This is a genomic window from Paenibacillus sp. NPDC058071, from assembly GCF_042885235.1.
Classification (GTDB): Bacteria; Bacillota; Bacilli; order Paenibacillales; family Paenibacillaceae; genus Pristimantibacillus.
This window is the reverse complement of the sequence record NZ_JBHVSK010000022.1, coordinates 71,600-94,212: the sequence shown is the minus strand read 5'-3', so window position 1 is coordinate 94,212 and position 22,613 is coordinate 71,600. Positions and strand designations below refer to the sequence as shown.

The following is a 22,613-nucleotide window of genomic DNA, read 5'->3' as shown; positions in this document are numbered from 1 at the left end:
TATTTGTCATGTTGGACGTAAAATGGTTGCGCAATGACTATGAAAAGGTGGAGCAAGCCCTTAGCAACCGTGGCGCTTCGCTTGATCTGATCGCCGGTTTCACCGAAATCGACGTCAAAAGACGTGATTTGCTGGTTGAGACCGATAACTTGAAAAACCGCCGCAACGTCGTATCGCAAGAGGTCGCCAAGCTGAAAAAGTCGGGCGGCGACGCAGAAGCGCTGATCGTTGAGATGCGTGAAGTAGGCGACAGAATTAAAGAGCTCGACGAAGAGATTCGCGTCATCGAGGCGCAAGTCGAACAGTTGATGCTGGCAATTCCGAACCTCCCGCACGAGAGCGTGCCGGTAGGCGCTTCGGAGGAAGACAATGTGGAGATTCGCCGTGTAGGCGATCAGCCGACATTCGATTTTGAACCGAAAGCGCATTGGGATCTGGCTCAAGAGCTGAATATTCTTGATTTTGAACGGGCGGGTAAAGTGACCGGCTCGCGCTTTACGTTCTATCGCGGCTACGGCGCTCGTCTAGAGCGTGCGCTGATCAGCTTCATGATGGACCTGCACAGTGATCAGCACGGCTACGAAGAGGTTCTGCCTCCGTATATCGTCAATCGCGACAGCCTGGTCGGTACCGGCCAGCTGCCGAAGTTCGAAGAGGATTTGTTCAAAATCGCCGATTCGGATTATTTCCTCATTCCGACCGCGGAAGTACCGGTAACGAACCTGCACCGTGAAGAAATTTTGTCGATTGATGATCTGCCGAAGCATTTCGTTGCTTACAGCTCGTGCTTCCGTTCGGAAGCCGGTGCGGCAGGCCGGGATACGCGCGGCTTGATTCGCCAGCATCAATTCAACAAGGTTGAGTTGATTAAGCTGGCGAAGCCGGAAGATTCGTACGATGAGCTGGAGAAAATGACGGCGCACGCTGAGAAGGTGCTGCAGCTGCTCGGACTTCCTTATCGCGTGTTAACGCTTTGTACGGGCGATATGGGCTTCACGGCGGCTAAAACCTACGATCTGGAAGTATGGCTTCCTAGCGCAGGCACTTACCGTGAAATTTCGTCGTGTTCGAACGTTGAAGATTTCCAAGCGCGCCGCGCAGGCATTCGTTTCCGCCGCGAACCGAAGAGCAAGCCGGAATTCGTGCATACGCTGAACGGCTCGGGTCTTGCGGTAGGACGCACCTTTGCCGCGGTTTTGGAAAATTATCAACAAGCGGACGGAACGATTATCGTACCAGAAGTACTTCGTCCTTACATGGGCGGATTGTCGAAAATCGAGCCGCGAGCATAAATATTTGTCCACAGGCCAAAATTGGAGTTGATTCTCGATTTTGGCCTGTGGTACAATAGCTTTTGTTACGCCGTTTCTAAGACGGCCATAAGATGGAGAGGTACCGAAGCGGTCATAACGGGGCGGTCTTGAAAACCGTTAGGGTGCAAGCCCACAAGGGTTCGAATCCCTTCCTCTCCGCCATTTTCACAATAACTTTATCTATGAGGACGTCCGGGAAACCGGACGTTTTTTTGTTGCTAAAAACAGTGTTTAAGAGCGGGCTCATGAGGTGTAATAACAACTTGTGAATAACTACTCGAATAAATGGGGATAAAATCGGCGTCAGTGTGAACAAGTTACGGATAATGTGGATAAACCTGTGGATAACTAGGATAAATCGTCCGAATAATTCGAATCCGGTTATCGCATCTTATGAGTATGGAGGTGCTATGACGAATGGCCAAAAACGACGAGCTTCGCATCGATCAACATCAACTGGCGGACGCTTGGCAACGCGAACTGCCGAACAGAATGAATGAAGCCGATAAATGCGAAGTTTTACCTGACGAGTCGGATGAACGATCGCTGCGCGTGACGATCGAAATCGCCGGCCGGCAATCGTACTCATTGGATTTCAAGGTGACCTATGTGGATAGCAGGGAAGTGAAGGTTGAATTGGTTGATGTGGAAAAAGACCAGGTCTCGGTGGATGAACGAACGGACATTATACAACGGTTAATTCAAGACTATACTCGCCATCTGCATGAATGCGCGCAGGCCTTGCACCAATTGACGCATGCATAATGCATAATAGCCGAGGGAGGCGCGAATAATGGCAAAAGCGAAAGGTTCGCTGGATAAAAACTTATCGAACGTCATCGACGATCTGGAGCAAAACCCGGTCAACGCTCACAACTCCCAACAGTTGCAGCAGGATGTCAACGACCGGAGAAACAAGGATGCGATCAATCACGACCACCCAACCGATCTGAAGCATCAACGAACCTGAAGGAGGCCCCTCTACTATGGGTAAATCGAAAAGCGTACCTGTTCCTGAGGCTGAAGGGAACGGCGGAGGCGGACAAGGCAAGCAGCACAGACAGCCGCAGCAGCCGCTATCGGGGTCCAAGAAGACCAAGCAGGCCAATCACGTCGATCATCATAACCCGCAAGGATAGCCTTTTCTATCCCGTTCCAGCTTTCGGCCGGAACGGGATTTTCCGATTTCGCCTTCTAATCCCTATTAAATTGTTATAAAATGAAAGTATTGTTTATTTAATAGGGAGGAACGAAATCAAATGAATAAAATGCCACGAGCGGCCATGCTGCTGATGATCGCCGCTTTTCTAATAATAGCAGGCTGCAGCTCCGGTAAAGCGCCGAAAGACGCATTGCTGAATGCGATGCAAAAAACCGGAGAAGCTAATTCCTACGCAGCTCAGATCACTTTCGGAATAGATCAATTGGCAAATCCGCAAGCGAAAAACTCTGATCCTGCCGCTGCTATCGTAACTGGTCTTCTTCAAGGAGCCATTTTTACGGCCGATACCGTTTATCAGAAAGAACCGCTCCGTGTCGATATGGAATTAGGCGTCAAGGCTGGCGATCTAACGTTGAATTTGCCTCTTATTATGGACGGCCAGAAGCTGTATGTGAAAATACCGGCTATCCCGCTGCTTCAATTGCCAGAGTCCATCATCGGGCATTATATTGAAGTCGATGTGGAGGCGATCGCTGCCCAGCAGACATCGGCCGAAGCGCTCGATCTTGAAGCCCAAATGGAATTGACGCAGAAGGTAAGCGCCATACTGATGAAGCATTTTGACGAGAAAACGTTTTTCCGTACTATGAAAGCGGATGATGTGGGGTTGCCGGATGGCATTCAGGCGAGTCAAATCGTTCGATTCAAAATCGACGAGCGCAATGCTGCCAAATCGACAGACATTATGCTAAATAAAGTGCTGCCTGAGCTGCTCGATTTGCTGGCCTCCAACGACGCTTACTTGCAGACGGCGCAGCTGAAGAAGGAAGACATTCAGAAGCTGAAAGCCGATTTGGAATCGAAAAAATCGGACATAACCGACAATTTGAAAATCAATGAGCTTTCGGTCATAGGCGCGATCAAAGGCGACTATCTGTCTTATCAATCCGGAAAAGTTGATATTGCCTTTACCAATGCGCTAACCAATCAAACGTCGACGCTGGCCTTTCATTTCGACGTCAAATATTCGGGCGTGAACGAGCCGGCTGCTTTCAAGAATGAAATTCCGAAGGACGCTGTTAAGCTCGAAGAGCTGACGAAGCTCTTGAATCTCCCTGCTATACAATAGAAGATTGTAATGCAAGCAAAAGCCCTCCCTCGTGGAGGGCTTCTTTTCAAAAAGCCGATTTGCCTGAAAAGCCATATAGCTTTCAAAAGTAAAGTATGTTACATTAAATAATAACATTTAGAAAAAGGATGGTGCAGCATGAAAGTCGAAGTATGGTCCGATTTTGCATGTCCGTTCTGCTATATAGGCAAACGCAGACTGGAAGGAGCGCTAGAGCAATTCGCTCATCGCGACGATATCGAGGTGGAATTCCGCAGCTTTGAGCTTGATCCGAACGCGCCGCGCGACGTTAACTATAGTATCAACGAAATGCTGGCGAATAAATACGGCATGACCGTTGAACAGGCACAGGCCAATAATCATAATTTGACGGAGCAAGCACGTCAGCTTGGTCTCGATTACCATATGGACAAATCGGTTCTGACGAATATGTTCGACGCCCATCGGTTAACGCATTTTGCTGCTCAAACCGGCAAGCGCGAGGAGATGGCCGAGCGTTTGTTCAAAGGCTATTTTACCGACGGCAAGCATCTTGGTGATCGTGAAGCGCTGGCCGACATGGCGGCCGAGATCGGTCTCGACCGCGCAGAAGCGCTGGCGGCACTGAATGGTGCCGATTTCACTAGCGAGGTTCGGGCTGACGAGCAGGAAGCGAGCCAACTCGGCGTGCGCGGCGTGCCGTTCTTCGTGCTTGACCGCAAGTATGCGGTATCGGGCGCTCAGCCGAGCGAAGTGTTCCTGCAAGCGCTGGAAAAGGCGTATGCCGAGAGCAAGCCGTTCACCGTTATCGGTGACGATAGCGACGAAGCTGCTTGTACCGACGGCGTATGCGCTCCAAAAACGAATAACTAATTAGCATCGATTAAAAAGCCGCCGGCCTGCACATTCCGTCTGTCTCGGGATATTGCAGACCGGAGGCTTTTTCTTGCTTAAACGAGAGTTCGATTGTATTTCCTTAATTATCCTATTGTCAGTGCGGGAAGTCGGTTATAATGGGAGGCGACGAACATCAGAGGAGGAGCGCAGATGAGTCGCCGCCGTACGAAGAAAAAGAAAAAGTTAACCTTTCCACAGTTGTTGCTGACAGCAGCTATTCTATTATTTTTTATCTTTTTTGTCCTTCCGGAGTTAGAGCATCAGGAAGGGTTCGGGAATCCTCCGAAAAGCTTGCCTGCGGCCAGCCAGGGACCGGCAGAACATAAATTGTATTTTCCGTCGGAGCGGTTTCCAGAGACGGCTAAACATATCGAGGATGCGATCGCCGCGGGAGAGTCGCCGATCTGCACGATCGACCGGTCAGGGGCCGAAGACAATCGCAAGCAATCGCTGAAAGATGTGCCGACCAAGAAAGGCTACGATCGCGACGAGTGGCCGATGGCCATGTGCATTGAAGGAGGAGAAGGCGCCGATATCGAGTACATATCGCCATCGGACAACCGCGGCGCCGGCGCTTGGGTCGGCAATCAATTGGAGAATTTTGCTGATGGGTCAAGAGTGGAATTTATCGTTCGATGAATAGAGGAATAAGAAGAAGCCGGTAGAGGCTACCGACTTTAGAGTACAGAGAAACCCGTGTCATTTTCATGACGGCGGGTTTCTTTTGCGTTTTATATGCGTTTTCTTGCATCCAATCAGACGTCGACGTTACTGGCTGTTTTGTTGTTCCTTGTGGGAACGGAAATGATGGCGGGAAGCGATGCCGACGAGGACGGCGATCAGCGTTAGTACAACCGCAGTCATGTAAGTGCTGACAATGCCGAAGTGATCGGCCGCCCAGCCGAGAATAAGCAGCGATGCCATGGAGGCGGCATGAAGAAATGAGTTTTGAGCCGAGAGCACGTTTGGAAGCTGTTCCGGTGTGGCGCTTTGCTGAACCAGCGTTTGTCTCGTAATCGCGGCCAGCTCAGCGGCTGGACCGGTTAAGGCAATCAAGATAAGCGCTGCAGGCGGCCAGCTTGTTAAAGCGTATGCGACTGTGATGAGCGCATAAACGGTCATCCCGGACAACATATAAACAAAGGATCTCCGCTGCAGTCTCGTTGCCAACGCAAGAATCACCATGCCGCCGAGCAAACTCCCTCCGAAATAGGAAGCATTAATAAAACCCCACCATTCTTCGCCGCGCTTGAGCACGGTTTGAACGAATACGAGCGTAAAAGCGCCGTACCATACCGACACGCCCAGCATATCGATAATATCCATAAAGGTGAGGGTACGAAGGCGAGGCGACTTTCGAATCGTCTGAAAACCTTCTTTCATGACAGAGAGCGCGGAACCGCTTGTACTGTCCCCGCCTCCGGACCCGTTTACGGTTCGAGGATGCAGCAGGAAGTTGCCCTTTTTCTCCAATGGATCGTAGATGGCTGCCGTTAGAATAAAAGCCGCGGCGTAAAGCAGAGCCGTAATGAGCAGTGTTACGTTCGTCCCGACCAGCGCCAGCAAGACGCCGCTCAAGCCCCAGCCGGCAAACTGTACGACGCGGTCGCTGATGGTAAACATACTGTTCGCTTTCAGCAGACCATCTGGATTCACTAGTCTAGGAATGAGCGCATTGCGGGACGGTGTCGTCCAGCCGTCAAGAAAGGACATGGCGAATACGAGCAGGATGATGAAACTGAGCTGCGCATGGTCCCCCGCGAAGAAAAGATAGGCAGCGAGAGCGGCGAACAGCAAGAATTGCCCGGTTTGCGAAATGAACAGCAGAAACGGCAATTGAAATCTGGCGATGAGCAACGGTGCCAGAAGACTGCTAATAATTTGCGAGCCCGACCGGATAAATGGCACAAAGGCGGCGGCCAGCACGGATGATGTATTTTGGAGAACAAGTAAGGTCAAAGCCATTGTGTAGAGGATATCGGCTGCGTTAGCCATCGTTTGCGTAGCCAATAAATTGTAAAGCGATCGTTTGTGCATATAATCTCCTGTTGTTATAGAGGGACGATTTCCTCGGTTTGTCAGTATGATTGTAGCTTAACATGAATCAAGGAAATCATACCAGTGGCCGCTGAGCGTTCTTTATTTTATCAAGACTAGGCGCATGCCGTGGTGGCGGGCGGGCCGATGCCATAGTTTGTATAGGAGTAGGCTGAAAATGGATGTAAGGAAAGGAATGTGCCTTTTGGAAGGAAGAAAACGGATTAGACGATTGTCGACCGCTATTCGCCGGCTTAAACGGGCTAAGAAATGGATTCGACTGCGTCGGTATGGCAGAGCAAAGAGAGCGGTCAGAAGTGTTTTGTCGGCTCTTAAAAAATAGACACTCAACGACGAAAGGGAGAGACGGATAGAAAAGAGGTGAGATACGATGAACAGCCGGCGGAGGCAACATATGCGGAGGCTGCAAACGGCCATTAAACGCTTGCGGAAGGCCAAACGTTTGGCGCGCATGAGGAGGACGAGCCAAGCTTTCCAACAGGAAGCGGGAGCAAGGATTGTTCTTAGCGAAGCGTTGGTCCGGTTGGCGAAGGAACAACAAGAGTGCTGCACTCCGGTATGTCATCACGGAAAAAGGAAGAAAAAGAAACATAGAAGACCAAGGGGCGTTACGGGACCGACTGGGCCGACTGGACCGACAGGGGCGGCCGGCGACCCGGGAGCGGTTGGGCCGCGCGGACCCATGGGATACCCCGGTCCTGCTGGCGCAAACGGAGCGATTGGGGCGCCAGGCGCGACAGGAGCAGCCGGTCCGGCGGGTACGCCTGGTATAGCTGGACCGATTGGGCCAACTGGCAATACGGGATTTTCCGGAGCGGCAGGGCCAACTGGCCCGACGGGTGCTACCGGCGCCGGGGCTATGGGGGCAACGGGGCCGACGGGTCCGACAGGCCCGGGTGCGGGAGATACGGGTGAAACGGGGTCGACCGGAGCTACGGGGTCGACAGGAGCGACAGGTGGAACAGGAGCCACAGGTACAACGGGTGCAGGGACCACTGGTGTAACGGGTTTTACGGGTGGAACGGGTGCAACAGGAGCAACAGGCGTAACGGGCGGCACGGGTGCGACAGGAGCCACAGGTGGCACAGGCGAAACGGGCGGAACGGGTGCGACAGGAGCAACCGGGGCGACTGGCGGAACGGGGGCGACCGGCGAAACGGGAGCGACGGGTGGAACAGGAGCAACAGGAGCAACGGGAGCAACAGGAGCAACGGGTGGGACAGGAGCAACCGGCGGAACGGGTGTGACGGGTGGAACAGGAGCGACTGGCGGAACGGGAGCAACCGGCGGAACAGGAGCAACCGGTGGAACAGGAGCAACTGGCGGAACGGGAGCAACCGGCGCAACAGGAGCAACCGGCGGAACAGGAGCAACGGGTGGAACAGGAGCAACCGGCGGAACAGGAGCAACAGGTGAAACAGGAGGCACAGGAGCAACAGGCGTAACGGGCGCAACAGGCGCCACAGGTGGTACAGGCGCAACCGGCGGTACGGGAGCGACGGGTGGAACTGGTGGAACAGGAGCGATTGGCGGAACAGGTGCGACGGGTGGAACAGGTGCAACCGGCGGAACGGGAGCAACGGGTGGAACAGGAGCGACCGGTGGAACAGGAGCAACAGGAGCAACGGGTGGAACAGGAGCAACCGGCGGAACAGGTGCGACAGGTGGAACAGGAGCAACAGGAGCAACAGGAGCAACAGGAGCAACGGGTGGAACAGGTGCGACAGGTGAAACAGGAGGCACAGGAGGCACAGGAGCAACTGGTGGAACAGGAGCAACGGGAGCGACGGGAGCAACCGGTGGAACGGGTGTGACGGGTGCGACGGGTGGAACAGGAGCGACTGGCGGAACAGGAGCAACGGGTGGAACAGGAGCAACGGGTGGAACAGGTGCAACAGGAGCAACCGGTGGAACAGGAGCAACCGGCGGAACAGGAGCAATCGGTGGAACAGGAGCAACCGGCGGAACAGGAGCAACCGGTGTAACAGGAGCAACAGGAGTAACAGGAGCAACTGGCGGAACAGGTGCGACAGGTGAAACAGGAGGCACAGGAGCAACAGGTACAACCGGAGCAACAGGAGTAACAGGAGCAACTGGCGGAACAGGTGCGACAGGTGAAACAGGAGGCACAGGAGCAACAGGTACAACCGGAGCAACAGGCGGAACGGGAGCAACAGGTGTAACGGGCGCAACAGGCGAAACGGGAGCGACAGGTGTCACTGGTGCGACAGGTGGAACAGGTGGAACAGGAGTAACAGGTGGAACAGGTGCAACAGGTGCAACGGGAGCAACAGGTGCAACAGGTGCAACAGGTGGAACGGGAGCGACAGGAGCAACAGGAGCAACAGGTGCAACGGGCGGCACAGGAGCGACGGGTGCAACAGGCGCAACGGGTGGAACAGGAGCAACAGGCGGAACAGGTGGAACAGGTGGAACAGGAGAAACTGGCGGCACGGGCGCAACAGGCGGAACGGGAGCGACGGGTGGAACAGGGACGACTGGCGGAACGGGAGCGACCGGCGGAACAGGAGCGACGGGTGGCACAGGAGCGACGGGTGCAACAGGCGCAACGGGTGGAACAGGAGCAACCGGCGGAACAGGAGCGACGGGTGGAACAGGAGCAACGGGTGGAACGGGAGCCACAGGTGGAACAGGAGAAACTGGCGGCACGGGCGCAACAGGCGGAACGGGAGCGACCGGCGGCACAGGAGCGACGGGTGGCACAGGAGTAACGGGAGCAACCGGCGCAACGGGTGGCACAGGTGCAACCGGCGGAACTGGAGCAACCGGCGGAACAGGAGCAACGGGTGGCACAGGAGCGACAGGTGGCACAGGCGCAACCGGCGGAACTGGAGCAACCGGCGGAACAGGAGCGACTGGTGGCATAGGAGTAACAGGCGAAACGGGAGCGACAGGTGCCACTGGTGCGACAGGCGGAACAGGTGCAATGGGAGCGACAGGTGCCACTGGTGCGACAGGCGGAACAGGTGCAACGGGAGCGACAGGTGGCACAGGAGCAACGGGTGGCACAGGTGGAACGGGAGCAACCGGCGCAACGGGTGGAACGGGAGCGACAGGTGGCACAGGAGCAACGGGTGGCACAGGTGGAACGGGAGCAACCGGCGCAACGGGTGGAACGGGAGCAACCGGCGCAACGGGTGGAACGGGAGCCACAGGAGCAACAGGAACAACAGGAACAACAGGAGCAACAGGAACAACAGGAACAACAGGAACAACAGGAACAACAGGAGCGACAGGAGGCACGGGTGCAACCGGCGGAACAGGAGCAACGGGTGGCACTGGCCCAACCGGCGCAACCGGAGCAACCGGAGCAACGGGAGCAACAGGAGGCACAGGTGCGACAGGAGTATCAACGACAAGCACTTATGCGTATGCGGGGAATACGACTGGAGCCGTTATTGCCGTCATCATCGCAGGCACCTTAATATCTCTGCCAAGCGCGCAAAATATCGGCCCTGGCATTACGATCAACGGTGGTAATGATACCTTTACGCTCACTTCGGCAGGCACTTACTACCTGACTTATCAAGTCAATACGACCGCATCACTGCTGCTTGGTTCGCGTTTTCTGATCAACGGAGCCAACAATGTGGCTTCGACCATAACACCCGTACTCTCCATTTCCAGCTTCAACGCCGACGTCATTCTGACAGTTGCAGCCGGAACGACCGTTCAACTGCAGCTATTCGGTCTATTAGGCCTTGCCACATTAATTAACAACGGAGCGGGCGCAGCCGTCTCGATTATACGCATTAACTGACCTTTCAGCTTTATCGCCTGCTGCACTTTGAACACGGACAGATGCACAGGAATACAATGCAGCAATACCTTATTTCTGTCCGGGAGTGAGCTGTATGCCGACGATAAGCCTATGTATGATTGTGAAAAATGAAGAGAGCAACCTGTCCCACTGTCTCGATTCGGTTGCGGGCGCGGTCGACGAGATTGTTATCGTCGATACAGGGTCGACCGATCGCACACTTGAGATCGCAAGGACGTATACCGATTGCATCGAGCATTTCGAATGGATCGACGACTTCGCCGCCGCCCGCAACTACGCTTTCTCAAAAGCGAATATGGAGTACATTTTATGGCTCGACGCCGATGACACGTTCAGCGACATTGATTATAGGGCTCTGCTTGCCTTAAAGAAAACCCTGTCCTCTTCCGTTGATTCGGTATCGATGAATTACTATTTATCTTTCGACGAGTACGGCAAACCGAGCTCCAAGCTTCGGCGCAACCGCCTTGTGAGACGCGATCGCCACTACCGCTGGATCGGAGCGGTGCATGAATATCTGGAAGTGTTCGGGAACATGATGTACAGCGATATTGCCGTCACTCATCATCCCTCAGAAGGCCACAGCGGCCGCAATCTCGCCATTTACGACAAAAGGCTGGCTCAAGGCGAACGCTTCTCCACTCGAGATTTGTTCTACTATGCCAATGAGTTAAAAGATCATGGCCGATACGAAGCAGCTATCCGCTATTATGAACAGTTCCTTACAACGAAAAAAGGATGGATCGAAGACAATATCGCCGCCTGCGGCCGGCTGGCTGACTGTTATTCCGGTCTTGACGAGCCGCAACGGCATTTGGAATCACTGTTCCGTTCCTTTGAGTACGATAGCCCCCGTCCTGAATTTTGCTGCCGCATCGGATTTTACTTTTTGGAGCAGCAGGCCTATTCGCAAGCGTCTTACTGGTATCGACAAGCGGCGGAGCTGGCGGAGTCGGACCGGGCTGCGGCCGATTGGAGTCTGTCCAGCATGGCGTGCACGACATGGCTTCCTCATTTGCAGTTGTGTGTTTGCTATGATCGGATGGGAAGGTATGACGAGGCTTATCGCGAAAACGAGCGAGCCGCGCAATACCGCCCCGGCGACCCGAGAATCATTTCCAACCGTCAGTATTTGCAGGGCAGGTTGGATGTGATCGCGAAGGGAGAGACTGTCCTTGGCTAAGCGCATCCTGATTGGAAGTCCGGTGCATCAGCGAAGCGATATTCTTCGTTTGTTTCTCGCCTCGCTTTCCCGCCTCCGGCAGGATGTCATGGAGGTGAGTTTTTTTTTCATCGACGATAATCGTGAGAGAATGAGCAGTGAGCTGCTGGAACGGTTTCAAGAATTGACCCCCCGCGTCCACCTTCGCAAATCCTCGAAAGAGGACGACTATATCCGCTCCGACCATACCCACCACTGGAACGAGCAGCTGATTTGGAAAGTAGCGGCCTTCAAAAATGAAATTATCGCCTTCGCCCTGCAAGAACAATTCGATTCCTTGTTTCTGGTCGACTCCGATCTACTGCTGGATGAGCGTACACTCATTCAACTAATGAAGGCAGATAAGCCGATTGTCTCGGAAGTTTTCTGGACCAAGTGGCAGCCGCATGCTCGTCCTCAGCCGCAAGTGTGGCTTCGCAACGAATACGATCAGTGGGAACAGGGAAGGGGAGAGCAACTGACGACCGAGCAAGTCGGAGAGCGTATGGAGCGTTTTTTTGCACAACTACGAATTCCGGGCCTCTATGAGGTTGGCGGACTTGGCGCTTGTACGCTGATGGACAAGACGGCGCTTACGGGAGGCGTTCATTTCGGTGAAATACCGAATGTAGGCTTCTGGGGCGAAGACCGTCATTTCTGCATCCGCGCCGCCGCGCTAGGTTTTCCCTTACATGTCGACACTCATTTTCCCGCGTATCATATTTACAGGGATGAGGACTTGCCAGGGGCGCGTCTGTTCATGGGACAAAATAGCGGTCAGGTCGTTGTAAGCACGTTCGGCCCCGACACGCACCCCTCTGTTTCCGTCAGGCCAAGATTGACGCTATCGATGATCGTTCGCAACGAGGCGGGACGATATTTACGCGAAGCGCTGCAGCGGCATCGACGCTATATTGACGACGCGGTCATTATCGACGACGGCAGCACCGACCATACGGTTGAGCTGATCGCAGAGACATTGCAAGGTATTCCGCTTAAGCTTGTCCGCAACGAGACGCCGCGCTTCAGCAACGAAGTTGCGCTGCGCAAGCAGCAATGGGAGGAAACGCTTATGGTTCGGCCGGAGTGGATCTTGAATCTCGACGCTGACGAATGGTTTGAAGACCGATTTGAAAAAGAGCTGGACGGGTTGCTATCGCAACCCGATGTGAACGTATATTGCTTCCGGCTGTACGATTTCTGGAGCCGCACCGCTTATCGGGAGGATTCGTATTGGCGGGCGCATGAATCGTACCGTCCGTTCTTACTGAAGTATCAACCAGGGTTTGCGTACACCTGGAGGGAGACGGCCCAGCATTGCGGACGTTTTCCACAAAATATTTACGAGCTTCCCCATCGGCTGTCCAATTTACGTTTGAAGCATCTCGGCTGGGCAGACTCTGCCGATCGGCAGGAGAAATGGGAACGTTATCGGCGGCTAGATCCCGACGCGCAATTTGGCTGGGCTGAGCAATACGGATCGATTTTGGATCAAAATCCGCATCTGTTGGAGTGGGTGGAAGAGTAGAGCTTCGTGCATGTAAAAAAAACCGCTTCAGCCATGAACGGTATCCCATTTGTTAGAGACATTCTAACAATGGAGGTGCAGTTCACCGGCAAAGCGGTTTTTTCATAAATGAATTGCTCCTAATGGCTGTCGTCTTCTACAACGCCGAGTGCCTTGTTCTTCTCTTTAAACTTCGAATTATGAGAGGAAACGTAAGCGACCTTATCTGCCTCGGGTTCGATATACACCTTGGCGCTGTTCAGTGCATTGACGGCGTCGGTGAATGTGCCGGCGATCAGCCGCACTTTGCTGCCGTGATCCACAAAATCGCCTGCCGCGAACACACCTGGAATATTCGTCTCCAGCTTGCTGCTGACATTGACGACCCAATCGCCCATATCGAGCCCCCATTGCTTGATCGGTCCAAAATTATAGCGCAAGCCATGGTTAACAATAACCGCATCTACCTCAAGCTGCTGCTGCTCGCCCGTGTCAACATGGCTAATCGATACGTGATCGATTTCCGTTCCGTTGGCGCTGTGCAGCGATTCCACTTTATACGGCGTCAGAACACGAGCTGAAGAAGCTTTCATTTGCGCCACGTTGCGCTCATGCCCGCCAAATTGATCACGGCGGTGAACGACAGTCAGGCTAGCGGCAATCGGCTCAAGCGCGTTGGCCCAATCGACTGCGGAGTCGCCGCCGCCGGATATGAGAACCCGTTTGCCGCGGAAAACTTCCAGCTCCTGCACCGTATAGTGCAGATTGGATACCTCGAACCGATCAGCGCCTTCGATCTCCAGCTTTGCCATCTCCAATATGCCGTAGCCGATGGCGAGAATGACCGTTTTCGTCCAATGGCGCTCGCCGGTCGCTGAAGTCAGAATGATGGTGCCGTCGGGCTGACGGTCGAATGTCGTAATATGCTGTCCGAGTACGATGGTCGGATCAAACGTTTTCGCCTGCTGAATCAGCTGTTCAATCAGCTTGCGGCCCAATGTCGGGGTCAAACCGCCGACGTCCCAAATCATCTTTTCCGGATAGATGAGGATGCGCCCGCCCAACTCTTCGCGCGCCTCGATCAGCTTTGTTTTCAAATCCCGCATACCGCTGTAAAAGGCGGTATACAATCCGGCAGGCCCGCCGCCGATAATCGTGACGTCATAAAGCTCCAGCTTCTCGTTCATGCTCCGATCCTTCTTTCTGCTCTATATTTAAAAGGCATCATTCGATTTCAGAAATTCATTTATCGCTAAGTGGAAATTATAAACTGCATCTCCCATTATAATGATAACGATTATCATCGTCAACAATCAAACAGCAACCGTTCGACGAAAATGTAGCGCGTGGTTCCCGGCATGCGGTGTTTCGCTGTATGGAGGATAGTGGTAGTTCACAATTCAATGTGTTGACCTATAGGCATAAAAAAACCGTAAGCAACTGAAACGAGGTTGCTTACGGCGGCTAAGACGGCTGCTTTAGTCATAGATGCTCTTCTTATACTTTATAATTTCTTTTGTTTCTGAATCAAAGGAGAAGAAATAAACGATTTGTTCATCGGCTCTATACAACCAGTAGCCATCGGGATTGGCGCTTGTCGCAAACTGGTCGTAAATACTGAATGCAGTTGGAACCGAGACAGAAGGCTGTGAAACGTTCACGTTGCGCAACTGTTGCTTGAGATCAAGCGTTTGATAAATGAAAATAATGACTAAGACAATAAGACCTGCGAGAATCATATTCGTATTTTTCATGACGTTCTCCTTCAGTATACAAATATCCCAATTACTTCAAAAAAACTATACCATAGCGTACCGAATGCGGGAAGAGATAAGCCTGCGAGAACTGCGAGGACGAAAAAAAAGCGCCTTCGCGGCACAGCGCCGGAATTGATTCACCGACTTGCCGCACATACTCAGACGCTTTTTTCTTTCCGCACCGCGCGCCTTCCGGCGCCATCGCAGCACACGGTGCTCCCTTACACTTCAGCGGTCAAATCTCGTGATTTCGCTAGGAAATAGGCTGCTTTGCCGACTCTTCCTCCTCTGCCGTTTCAACAGATGGGGTCTCCTCACCATGCCATAGCAAGCGCATTTCTTCGCTGGATTGAAGCAACTGTTCAAGAGTTCCTTCCGCTTCCATGCGGCCATCCTTCATAACAATAATATGATCGGCGCGGGCGAGCGCCGCCCTGCGATGCGAAACAGCAATGCAGGTCACGCCGTCCTCTTGGAACAGCCGCTCCCAGAGGAGCTGCTCCGTCTCCACATCGAGCGCGCTCGACAAGTCGTCGAAGAGCAGCAGCTCGGGCTCCGTAATGAGCATGCGTGCGGTGGCGGCGCGCTGAATTTGTCCGCCGGAGAGCATAACGCCGCGCGGCCCGACTGTTGTCTCCAGTCCTTTATCCAACGTCTGCAAATCCTGCTCCATCACCGCAAGCCGAATGGCTCGCTCAAGCGCTTCGGGAGACAGCTTGGCGCCTTGCGTAATGTTCTCGGCCAGCGTGTCGCTGAACAGCCGCGGCACTTGAGGCGTGTAGGCGCTATAAGGAGGCTTGAAGAAGGCGCCGGGTTCCGGCACTTCCTGGCCATTCCAGCGAATAGCCCCTTCCGATTTCGGCAATAGTCCTTGCAGCGTACGCAGCAGCGTTGTTTTTCCCGATCCGATTCGGCCGGTAACGACCAGAAATTTGCCGCGCTCCAAGTTAAAGCTTACGTCATGAATGCCGTTGTCGGAGTCGGGGTACGTATAGCCGAGTCCGCTCACGTCGAGCTGTCGCAGCCGCTCCTTCTCTTGAAGCGGGTTTGGTGCATCCGCTTCGGGAGGTTGTTTATACAGATGAATGTCGCTATGCTCGACAATTCGCTCTCCCTCGCCCGGCCGGAACAGCGACTGCATCCGGCCGATGGCGATACGCAGTTTTTTATGCTGGAAGACCATGTAGCCGAATAGAGAGATGCTGAACGAGAAGGTGGTCAAATAAGACGTGAAAAGCGCGATATCCCCGACCGTAAATCGTCCAGCCTTCATCTCGGCCGCGCACATGAGCAGAATGATTCCCGTTGAAATACTGAGCACATGATGATTCAGCGATTGCATCCATTGCTTGAACAGATTGTCGCGCAACGCTGCATGCCGACGACTTTCGTTCAACGCGGAGAAGCGGTTCAGTACATGTTCCTCCGCTTTGCCGAGTTTGACCGCTTGGACAGCCCCGAACGTTTCGGCAATAAAGCCCGTAATCCGCCCCGTCGCCTCGCGGTTCAATTGCGTATACCGTCTTGCCCGATTGCCCGACAGGTTATTGAACAGGGTGACCAGCAGCAACGGAAGAATGGCTACCGCTGTGATGAGACCGTTGATGTTCGCCATAATGACAATACAAACGGTTGCGTAGATGAGTCTTCCCCAGAAATCGACCCAAGAGTCCACATATTCGATGACCTCATCGACATCCTCCCGGAAGCGGGTCATCGCCTCGCCTGGAGAGGCCGGGAGGTTGCGACCGGGCCAACGCATAATGCCCGCCAGCATGTTGCGGCGCAGCATCGCATGCAAATGAAAAAGATAAGTGACCCACTGGTAGAAGCCGGCAAAGAATAGGCCCGTGCGCAACAAACGGATTAACGCCACCACGATGAGCGGCACGGCCAGCCACATAAAGTCGAAGCGATCTGTGGACGCCCGGTCGAAAAACCATTTCATGCCGAGGCCGATGCCCACCGGCATGGAGTGGAAGATTGCCCACAAAAAGCCGTTCAGCAAATAGAGGACAGGTCGAAAGCTGAACAAGCGAATCATAAAATTGTTGACCGTCATGCTCCTTCCTCCTTCCAATTCGTTCGGAGCAGCTGCGCGTAATGCGAGTTTGGATCGCGCGCCAGTTCCTCGCGTGCACCGAATTCAACGATCTGCCCGCGCTGAAGCACCATGATTTTATCGACATGGTCGAGCGTCGATAAACGATGGGCAATCACAATGGAAGTACACCCGCTCATCAGCCGGTTCAGAGCGGGCTGCAGCAGCGTTTCCGTTGCGACGTCCAGCCGGGAGGACGGTTCGTCAAGAATGACAAGGCTTGGCGACGTTAGAAATACCCGCGTCAGCGCAAACAATTGCGCCTCACCCGCAGAGAGTGACGACCCGCCTGTCATAATGCGAGTCTCCAGCCCTTCGGGCATCGTGTCGAACCATTGCCGCAATTCAAGCCGCTCGATCGTATCAATAATTTGCTCATCCGGCACTTGAGGATTGAACAGTGTCAGGTTGTCGCGCAGTGTGCCGTCGAACAGCTGCACGTCCTGCGTTACCATGCCGACTCGATTGTACAGCGTCTCCAGTCGCAGCGAGCGGAGTTCTTTGCCACCGATTCGAATGCTGCCGCTGTCTGCATTGTACAGCCGCAAAATCAGCCGGCTGATGCTCGATTTGCCGCTGCCTGTACGTCCGATTATGCCGAGCTTCTCGCCAGGCTGAAGCTCGAAACTAATTTGGTGCAGGATAGGTTGCTCGCGGTTGTAGCCGAATTCGACCTTATCGAACGACAGGCCGAGCGGTCCCGCCGGCAGCGAGTCTTCCGTACCGTCGGCGATTTCGCTCTGCATGGCGAGCAGCTCTTTGGAGCGGCGCATGCCGGACTTCGCTTTCTGAAACTCTTGCATTTGGTCCCCGAGCTGTTCGATCGGATCGTTCAGCATTTGCGTGTACTGAAAGAACAGAAACAGCGTGCCAAGCGAGATCGCACCATCGAGGTGAAGGCGAATACCCATAAGCATCACGGCGGTGACAACCATTGTAAACAAAACAACCGTCGCATTCCAAGGAACGACCCGCAGTAGCCAGGCTTTTCGCCCTCGCCGGAATACCGCTTGCATCGCTTGATGATAACGGTTCATGAGGCGTGGAACGCCGCCGTTCGCTTGCACGTCTTCGACACCGGCGATCCGCTCCTCGATCAGTCCGAAAAGGGAGGCGTAGGCCTCGCGTTCCTTCTGGGAAGCGTCAACACCCATATTGCGGATGAAAAACATCAGTCCGAGCGAGAGCAAGGTGAAGGCCGCCATAACGGAGGCGACCGGCCAATTGATCGTGAACATATAGCCGAGAATACCGGCCAACAGGACGAAGCTGCTGATGATTTTCACAATAAACATGGCGAAAAAGCTGGACATGTGGGTGACATCCCCATCAATGCGCTCGATCATTTCACCTGGTGTCTTCACGTTGTGGAAGCGCATGTCCAGACGAAGGATATGCTTCAGCAGCACATATCGAACCCGGTTCGTCGTACGCCAGGCGACGTCATTGCCCAGATAGTCGACCGTGACGGTTAAGAGCTGGGTGATCACGGCGACAACCAGGTACAGACCGGCGAGCGTAATGAGGCCGGATACGGTTCCCGTTCCGACGGCTTGATCAATAAAGCGCTGTACGATTTGCGGCTGCACCAATTGTAGTCCCGTCATCGTCAGTAATAATAGCAGCAGCACCAATAGGCGCCATTTGGCGGGACGGAGGTACTGAAGCAGCCAGGCAGAGGATAAAGATGACGATTTTTGCGGCATAAGGAGCTCCTTTCGTAAGGAAAGCGGATGAGGGCGGACCCTGCGCTGGAGGAAGAAGCCTGGAGAGAAAACAAAAAAACTCCAGGCGCAACCGCCTGGAGTTGGATATGCGTGCATTGCTATGCGCGCATACGCCGTGCAGGGTCAGCCAAAAAAGAAAAAGCTATGCAGTTGAAGTTGGATGGAATAATCCAATAGGCTTGCTGCTGCTGTTGCTGTTTCATTTTGGCGACCTCCTTTTTCAAGAATTTGGATAGGAATGACTATATCATGGCGTTGTGAGACGCGTCAATACTTCTTTTTAAAGGTGGGTCTACTTTTAATTGCCAAATTGGAATGTAAATCTATTTTTATATTTAAATTTGTAAAATCAAATAGAATTGCGCCGAGTTATAGCGTATATTGAAAGTTAATAGTTCTGTTTTCCCATGACGAAAAATACAATATGACAAAAGTCCTATTATATCGATGCGAAAACTATGAATAATGCATTTCCGGCAGGGGAGTGAAGGAACGTGAGATTGATACTGCTGTCCGGAGGGGCGGGCAAACGTCTATGGCCGTTGTCAAACGATTACCGGTCCAAACAATTCATTAAAGCAAGCGGTGCCGATTCGATAGAATCCCATTCGAATTCAACATCCATGGTTCAGCGGGTGTGGGCGCAGCTGAAAGAATTGCAGATGGACCGCTTTTCGATTATTGCGGCAAGCCGCAGTCAGGAAGAAATCTTGCAGGCGCAATTGGGAGACGAGGCGACTCTCGTACTCGAGCCGTGCAAGCGAGATACCTATCCGGCGATTGGTTTGGCATCCAGCTACTTGCACTCGGTGATGCATGCCGATCCGAATGAAGTAGCGATCGCCATGCCTGTCGATGTGGATGCGGATGAGGAATATTTCAAAGCGATTATGCGCTTGGGAGAGGCTTTCGACCGATCGGGTGCGCGCATTGGGCTGCTCGGGATTGAGCCGCGAAGCGCCTCGGAAAAATTCGGCTACATATTGCCGGGCGAAGCCGCTTCGATTAGAGGGCTGCGCTCCATTGCCAAGTTCGTAGAAAAGCCTTCCGCAGACAAGGCAGGCGCGTTAATCGAGCAAGGGGCGCTGTGGAATTGCGGTGTTTTCGCATTTCGCATTGGCGATATGCTGGAACGGTTAGAGAAGAACGGCTGGCCGAGTGGGTACGACCAGCTTATAAAGGAATATGAGCGAATGCCTGCGGTCAGCTTCGACTACGAAGTGGCCGAGAAGGAAGAGCAGGCGGTTGTCATGCCTTACGGGGGAAGCTGGAACGATCTCGGTACGTGGGATGAATGGACGGCCAAGCTGCCTAACCGCATGAACGGGAATGGTTATCTTGGCGACGACAGCCCTAATACGCATGTGATCAACGAATTGCAGATTCCCATTGTTGTAATGGGAGTTCCGAACGTTATTGTGGCGGCCAGTCCGGACGGCATTCTTGTTGCGGACAAGCAGGCGAGCGCCAAGCTGAAGGACGCGGTGCAATCCGTTTCCGTTCGCCCAATGTATGAGGAAACGCTATATGGCTGGTACCGGATTGTCGATGTCGAGCGGGATGACCGGGGCCATCAAGTGCTGACGAAGAGGGTTCATATTTGGAAGGGCAAGCATATCGGCTACCAGATGCATTTTCACAGAGACGAGCTGTGGACCATTATCAAGGGCCGGGCGCAGGTGGTTATCAACGGCGATGTTCGGCAGGTATCCGCAGGCGACGTGGTGGCAATCCGGGCGGGAACGAAGCATGCCATTCGCGCGGTTGAGAGCATTGATTTGATCGAGGTGCAGATCGGAGAGTCGATCAGCGACGAAGATATTGTCAGGTATGCGTACGATTGGAACAACAGGGACAGCCATAACGGCACAGAGAAAGGGGGAGCAAACGAATGAAACCCGTAAGACTCGGCGATGCCTTATTGGAACAAAACATCGTGACTGCCGATCAGCTTCGGACTGCTATTGAATATCAGCAGAAGTACGGAGGTCGACTGGGGGATATTGTCGTCAAAATGTACGGCATCGACCGCGACCGAATCAATCGGATTACTTTATCGACGCCCGAGAAAGGGCGGCTTGGAGAGATGCTGGTTGAGACCGGGCAAATTACGCAGGAGCAGCTCGACAACGCCTTGGCGTTTCAACGCAAAAGCGGAGGGATTCTAGGCGATATTTTACTGTCGCTTCGCTACATTGAGCCGGACAAGCTGTATCGGGCCATCGCAACCCAGAACAGTGTCGGGAGGATCGGCAGCGAAGTCTCGTTCGAACAAGCGAACAAGCTGCCGGAGTCGATGGCCAGGGCCTATAACGCGGTCATCATCAACGACGACTTTAACCGATACTTGATCGCTGTCAGTTCGTTGCTGACCGAGGAGAAGCTTGCTGAATTGGCCGATTACTTGGGCAAGCCCGTCGAACAGGTTATGGCTACGCGTGATGAGATGGAGCAATTTTGGAAAATGGTCTATGTAGAAGAGCTGATGCTGGAAAGCACGGAGAAGCTCATCTACGAGAAGCCGGAGAATTCGGCTCATATTACGTTTACGATGGGACAACGGGTCGGGTTTTTCGTTGCCATAGGCGTGCTTGTTGTCGGGCTGATCTGGAATTGGCTGGTGACGCTCATCACGCTGAATATATTCGTGCAGGTCGTCTATTTATTTATGACCGTGTTCAAGTACGCCATCTTGTTCTTCGGTGCGAAGAAGGAGTCTCAGGTCCGCTTCACGGAGGAAGAGATTGCGGCGATTGACGAGAGGGATTTGCCGGTTTACAGCATTCTCGTGCCTATGTACAAAGAAGCTAATATTATCCCACATTTATTGAAAAACATAGAAAATCTCGATTATCCGAAGTCGAAGCTTGACGTTCGATTGCTGCTTGAAGAAGACGATGAGGAAGCGATTCAACTGCTCGATACGATGCAGCTGCCGGCTTATTTTACAGTGCTCGTCGTTCCTCACAGCTTGCCGAAAACGAAGCCGAAGGCGTGCAACTACGGCCTGATCCGGGCAAGGGGAGAGTATGTTGTCATCTATGATGCGGAAGACCGTCCCGATCCCGATCAGCTGAAGAAGGTATTTCTGGCTTTCAAATCGAGCCCCGAAGAGTGCTGCTGCATTCAAGCGAAGCTCAACTATTTCAACAGCAATCAGAACCTGCTTACGAGATGGTTCACGCATGAATACAGCATGTGGTTCGAGCTGCTGCTTCCGGGCGTCATGAAGCTCGATATTCCAATTCCGCTCGGCGGCACCTCCAATCACTTCAAGACGGACGTATTGAAGAAAATCAATGCGTGGGACCCGTACAACGTAACCGAGGACGCGGATTTAGGCGTTCGATTGTATAAAGAGGGTTACAAGACGGCGATCGTCGACTCTCGCACATGGGAGGAAGCGACCAGTCAAACCGGCAACTGGATTCGCCAGCGGTCGAGATGGACGAAAGGGTATATGCAAACCTGGCTTGTCCATATGCGGAATCCGCTTAAGCTCTGGCGCGACCTAGGAGCCAAAGGATTTTTTGGCTTCCATGCGATGGTGCTGGCAACGCCGCTACTGCCGCTGTTGAATCCGATTTTCTGGACGATGCTGCTGCTGTGGTATTTGACGAAAGCGGGCTTTATTCCGATGTTTTTCCCGGGCCCAATCTATTATTTTGCCGCATTTGAGCTGTTCGTCGGTAACTTCATCTTTATGTACAGCTTGACGGTAGGGGTTTACTGGGTGACGAAGGATCTGCATGACAAAGGGAGCAAAGTGTTCTCTTATTCCCTAATTAAGTACACGCTGCTGTCTCCGATTTATTGGGTGCTGCTCAGCATCGCGGCGGTAAAAGCGGCCGTACAGCTGGTAACGAAGCCGTTCTACTGGGAAAAGACGAACCACGGTCACGCTACGACCGACACGCATCAATCCGATTCGATGAATCAGGCCTCGTAGCGCAATTGAATGGAGGATTTAGGTGAGGGTC

17 protein-coding genes and 1 tRNA gene are annotated in these 22,613 nt (G+C 53.3%); 13 read left to right on the top strand and 5 right to left on the bottom strand.

Features of this window, described 5'->3' with window-relative positions; all coding sequences use genetic code 11:
• Positions 1-8: 8 nt before the first annotated feature.
• The 8 genes from serS (at position 9) to ACFVTB_RS25135 (ending at position 5,119) form a co-directional block, all read left to right on the top strand.
• Entirely contained in the window at positions 9-1,292 is a 1,284-nt protein-coding gene (gene serS / locus ACFVTB_RS25170) for a serine--tRNA ligase (RefSeq protein ID WP_387755660.1), read from the top strand.
• Between the two features lie 94 nt (positions 1,293-1,386).
• Positions 1,387-1,475 (top strand) — tRNA-Ser (locus tag ACFVTB_RS25165).
• A gap of 255 nt (positions 1,476-1,730) precedes the next feature.
• Positions 1,731-2,078: a hypothetical protein gene (locus ACFVTB_RS25160; RefSeq protein ID WP_387755657.1), complete on the top strand. Its 348-nt coding sequence runs from the start codon at positions 1,731-1,733 to the stop codon at positions 2,076-2,078.
• A gap of 28 nt (positions 2,079-2,106) precedes the next feature.
• Entirely contained in the window at positions 2,107-2,283 is a 177-nt protein-coding gene (locus ACFVTB_RS25155) for a hypothetical protein (RefSeq protein ID WP_387755654.1), read from the top strand.
• A gap of 16 nt (positions 2,284-2,299) precedes the next feature.
• Entirely contained in the window at positions 2,300-2,452 is a 153-nt protein-coding gene (locus ACFVTB_RS25150) for a small acid-soluble spore protein P (protein WP_387755651.1), read from the top strand.
• A gap of 120 nt (positions 2,453-2,572) precedes the next feature.
• Positions 2,573-3,604: a hypothetical protein gene (locus tag ACFVTB_RS25145; protein WP_387755648.1), complete on the top strand. Its 1,032-nt coding sequence runs from the start codon at positions 2,573-2,575 to the stop codon at positions 3,602-3,604.
• Positions 3,605-3,742: 138 nt separating this feature from the next.
• Positions 3,743-4,456: a DsbA family oxidoreductase gene (locus tag ACFVTB_RS25140; RefSeq protein WP_387755645.1), complete on the top strand. Its 714-nt coding sequence runs from the start codon at positions 3,743-3,745 to the stop codon at positions 4,454-4,456.
• A gap of 174 nt (positions 4,457-4,630) precedes the next feature.
• Entirely contained in the window at positions 4,631-5,119 is a 489-nt protein-coding gene (locus tag ACFVTB_RS25135; RefSeq protein ID WP_387755642.1) for a DNA-entry nuclease, read from the top strand.
• A 129-nt stretch (positions 5,120-5,248) separates the two neighbouring features.
• Here ACFVTB_RS25135 and ACFVTB_RS25130 read toward each other — a convergent pair whose 3' ends face one another.
• Positions 5,249-6,517 carry an MFS transporter gene (locus ACFVTB_RS25130; RefSeq protein WP_387755639.1) on the bottom strand — a complete coding sequence of 423 codons (1,269 nt, stop codon included), beginning with the start codon at positions 6,515-6,517 and terminating at the stop codon, positions 5,249-5,251.
• A 415-nt stretch (positions 6,518-6,932) separates the two neighbouring features.
• Between ACFVTB_RS25130 and ACFVTB_RS25125 the strand changes: the two genes are divergently transcribed.
• The 3 genes from ACFVTB_RS25125 to ACFVTB_RS25115 all read left to right on the top strand — a co-directional run bounded on the left by ACFVTB_RS25125 (position 6,933) and on the right by ACFVTB_RS25115 (position 13,069).
• Positions 6,933-10,319 carry a BclA C-terminal domain-containing protein gene (locus tag ACFVTB_RS25125; RefSeq protein ID WP_387755636.1) on the top strand — a complete coding sequence of 1,129 codons (3,387 nt, stop codon included), beginning with the start codon at positions 6,933-6,935 and terminating at the stop codon, positions 10,317-10,319.
• A 94-nt stretch (positions 10,320-10,413) separates the two neighbouring features.
• The gene (locus ACFVTB_RS25120; RefSeq protein WP_387755634.1) at positions 10,414-11,523 is read left to right on the top strand and encodes a glycosyltransferase; all 1,110 of its coding nucleotides are present in this window, start codon (positions 10,414-10,416) and stop codon (positions 11,521-11,523) included.
• A complete protein-coding gene (locus ACFVTB_RS25115) occupies positions 11,516-13,069 on the top strand; it encodes a glycosyltransferase (protein ID WP_387755631.1) in 1,554 nt (517 codons plus the stop codon). The genes ACFVTB_RS25120 and ACFVTB_RS25115 overlap by 8 nt, the downstream gene beginning before the upstream one ends.
• A gap of 119 nt (positions 13,070-13,188) precedes the next feature.
• On the opposite strand, the gene ACFVTB_RS25110 is transcribed toward ACFVTB_RS25115, so the two are convergent.
• From ACFVTB_RS25110 to ACFVTB_RS25095, 4 genes are all read right to left on the bottom strand, one after another.
• On the bottom strand, positions 13,189-14,235 hold the full coding sequence (locus ACFVTB_RS25110) for an NAD(P)/FAD-dependent oxidoreductase (RefSeq protein ID WP_387755628.1): 1,047 nt from the start codon (positions 14,233-14,235) through the stop codon (positions 13,189-13,191).
• Between the two features lie 291 nt (positions 14,236-14,526).
• Positions 14,527-14,802 (bottom strand): hypothetical protein, encoded by a 276-nt coding sequence (locus ACFVTB_RS25105; protein WP_387755625.1) that lies wholly within the window; start codon positions 14,800-14,802, stop codon positions 14,527-14,529.
• A 256-nt stretch (positions 14,803-15,058) separates the two neighbouring features.
• The gene (locus ACFVTB_RS25100) at positions 15,059-16,867 is read right to left on the bottom strand and encodes an ABC transporter ATP-binding protein (protein ID WP_387755622.1); all 1,809 of its coding nucleotides are present in this window, start codon (positions 16,865-16,867) and stop codon (positions 15,059-15,061) included.
• A complete protein-coding gene (locus ACFVTB_RS25095; protein ID WP_387755620.1) occupies positions 16,864-18,612 on the bottom strand; it encodes an ABC transporter ATP-binding protein in 1,749 nt (582 codons plus the stop codon). Before ACFVTB_RS25095 ends, ACFVTB_RS25100 begins: the two co-directional genes overlap by 4 nt.
• 515 nt (positions 18,613-19,127) lie before the next feature.
• On the opposite strand from ACFVTB_RS25095, the gene ACFVTB_RS25090 reads away from it, so the two are divergent.
• Both ACFVTB_RS25090 and ACFVTB_RS25085 read left to right on the top strand, forming a co-directional pair.
• On the top strand, positions 19,128-20,528 hold the full coding sequence (locus tag ACFVTB_RS25090) for a sugar phosphate nucleotidyltransferase (protein WP_387755618.1): 1,401 nt from the start codon (positions 19,128-19,130) through the stop codon (positions 20,526-20,528).
• Positions 20,525-22,582: a cyclic di-GMP-binding domain-containing protein, MshE-related gene (locus ACFVTB_RS25085; protein ID WP_387755616.1), complete on the top strand. Its 2,058-nt coding sequence runs from the start codon at positions 20,525-20,527 to the stop codon at positions 22,580-22,582. Before ACFVTB_RS25090 ends, ACFVTB_RS25085 begins: the two co-directional genes overlap by 4 nt.
• Positions 22,583-22,613 lie beyond the last annotated feature (31 nt).

What these genes read in the sequence shown, in the direction of transcription:
- serS (WP_387755660.1), top strand. Translation starts at nt 9, where the DNA reads ATGTTGGACGTAAAATGGTTGCGCAATGACTATGAAAAGGTGGAGCAA.
- ACFVTB_RS25160 (WP_387755657.1), top strand. Translation starts at nt 1,731, where the DNA reads ATGGCCAAAAACGACGAGCTTCGCATCGATCAACATCAACTGGCGGAC.
- ACFVTB_RS25155 (WP_387755654.1), top strand. Translation starts at nt 2,107, where the DNA reads ATGGCAAAAGCGAAAGGTTCGCTGGATAAAAACTTATCGAACGTCATC.
- ACFVTB_RS25150 (WP_387755651.1), top strand. Translation starts at nt 2,300, where the DNA reads ATGGGTAAATCGAAAAGCGTACCTGTTCCTGAGGCTGAAGGGAACGGC.
- ACFVTB_RS25145 (WP_387755648.1), top strand. Translation starts at nt 2,573, where the DNA reads ATGAATAAAATGCCACGAGCGGCCATGCTGCTGATGATCGCCGCTTTT.
- ACFVTB_RS25140 (WP_387755645.1), top strand. Translation starts at nt 3,743, where the DNA reads ATGAAAGTCGAAGTATGGTCCGATTTTGCATGTCCGTTCTGCTATATA.
- ACFVTB_RS25135 (WP_387755642.1), top strand. Translation starts at nt 4,631, where the DNA reads ATGAGTCGCCGCCGTACGAAGAAAAAGAAAAAGTTAACCTTTCCACAG.
- ACFVTB_RS25130 (WP_387755639.1), bottom strand. Translation starts at nt 6,517, where the DNA reads ATGCACAAACGATCGCTTTACAATTTATTGGCTACGCAAACGATGGCT.
- ACFVTB_RS25125 (WP_387755636.1), top strand. Translation starts at nt 6,933, where the DNA reads ATGCGGAGGCTGCAAACGGCCATTAAACGCTTGCGGAAGGCCAAACGT.
- ACFVTB_RS25120 (WP_387755634.1), top strand. Translation starts at nt 10,414, where the DNA reads ATGCCGACGATAAGCCTATGTATGATTGTGAAAAATGAAGAGAGCAAC.
- ACFVTB_RS25110 (WP_387755628.1), bottom strand. Translation starts at nt 14,235, where the DNA reads ATGAACGAGAAGCTGGAGCTTTATGACGTCACGATTATCGGCGGCGGG.
- ACFVTB_RS25105 (WP_387755625.1), bottom strand. Translation starts at nt 14,802, where the DNA reads ATGAAAAATACGAATATGATTCTCGCAGGTCTTATTGTCTTAGTCATT.
- ACFVTB_RS25100 (WP_387755622.1), bottom strand. Translation starts at nt 16,867, where the DNA reads ATGACGGTCAACAATTTTATGATTCGCTTGTTCAGCTTTCGACCTGTC.
- ACFVTB_RS25095 (WP_387755620.1), bottom strand. Translation starts at nt 18,612, where the DNA reads ATGCCGCAAAAATCGTCATCTTTATCCTCTGCCTGGCTGCTTCAGTAC.
- ACFVTB_RS25085 (WP_387755616.1), top strand. Translation starts at nt 20,525, where the DNA reads ATGAAACCCGTAAGACTCGGCGATGCCTTATTGGAACAAAACATCGTG.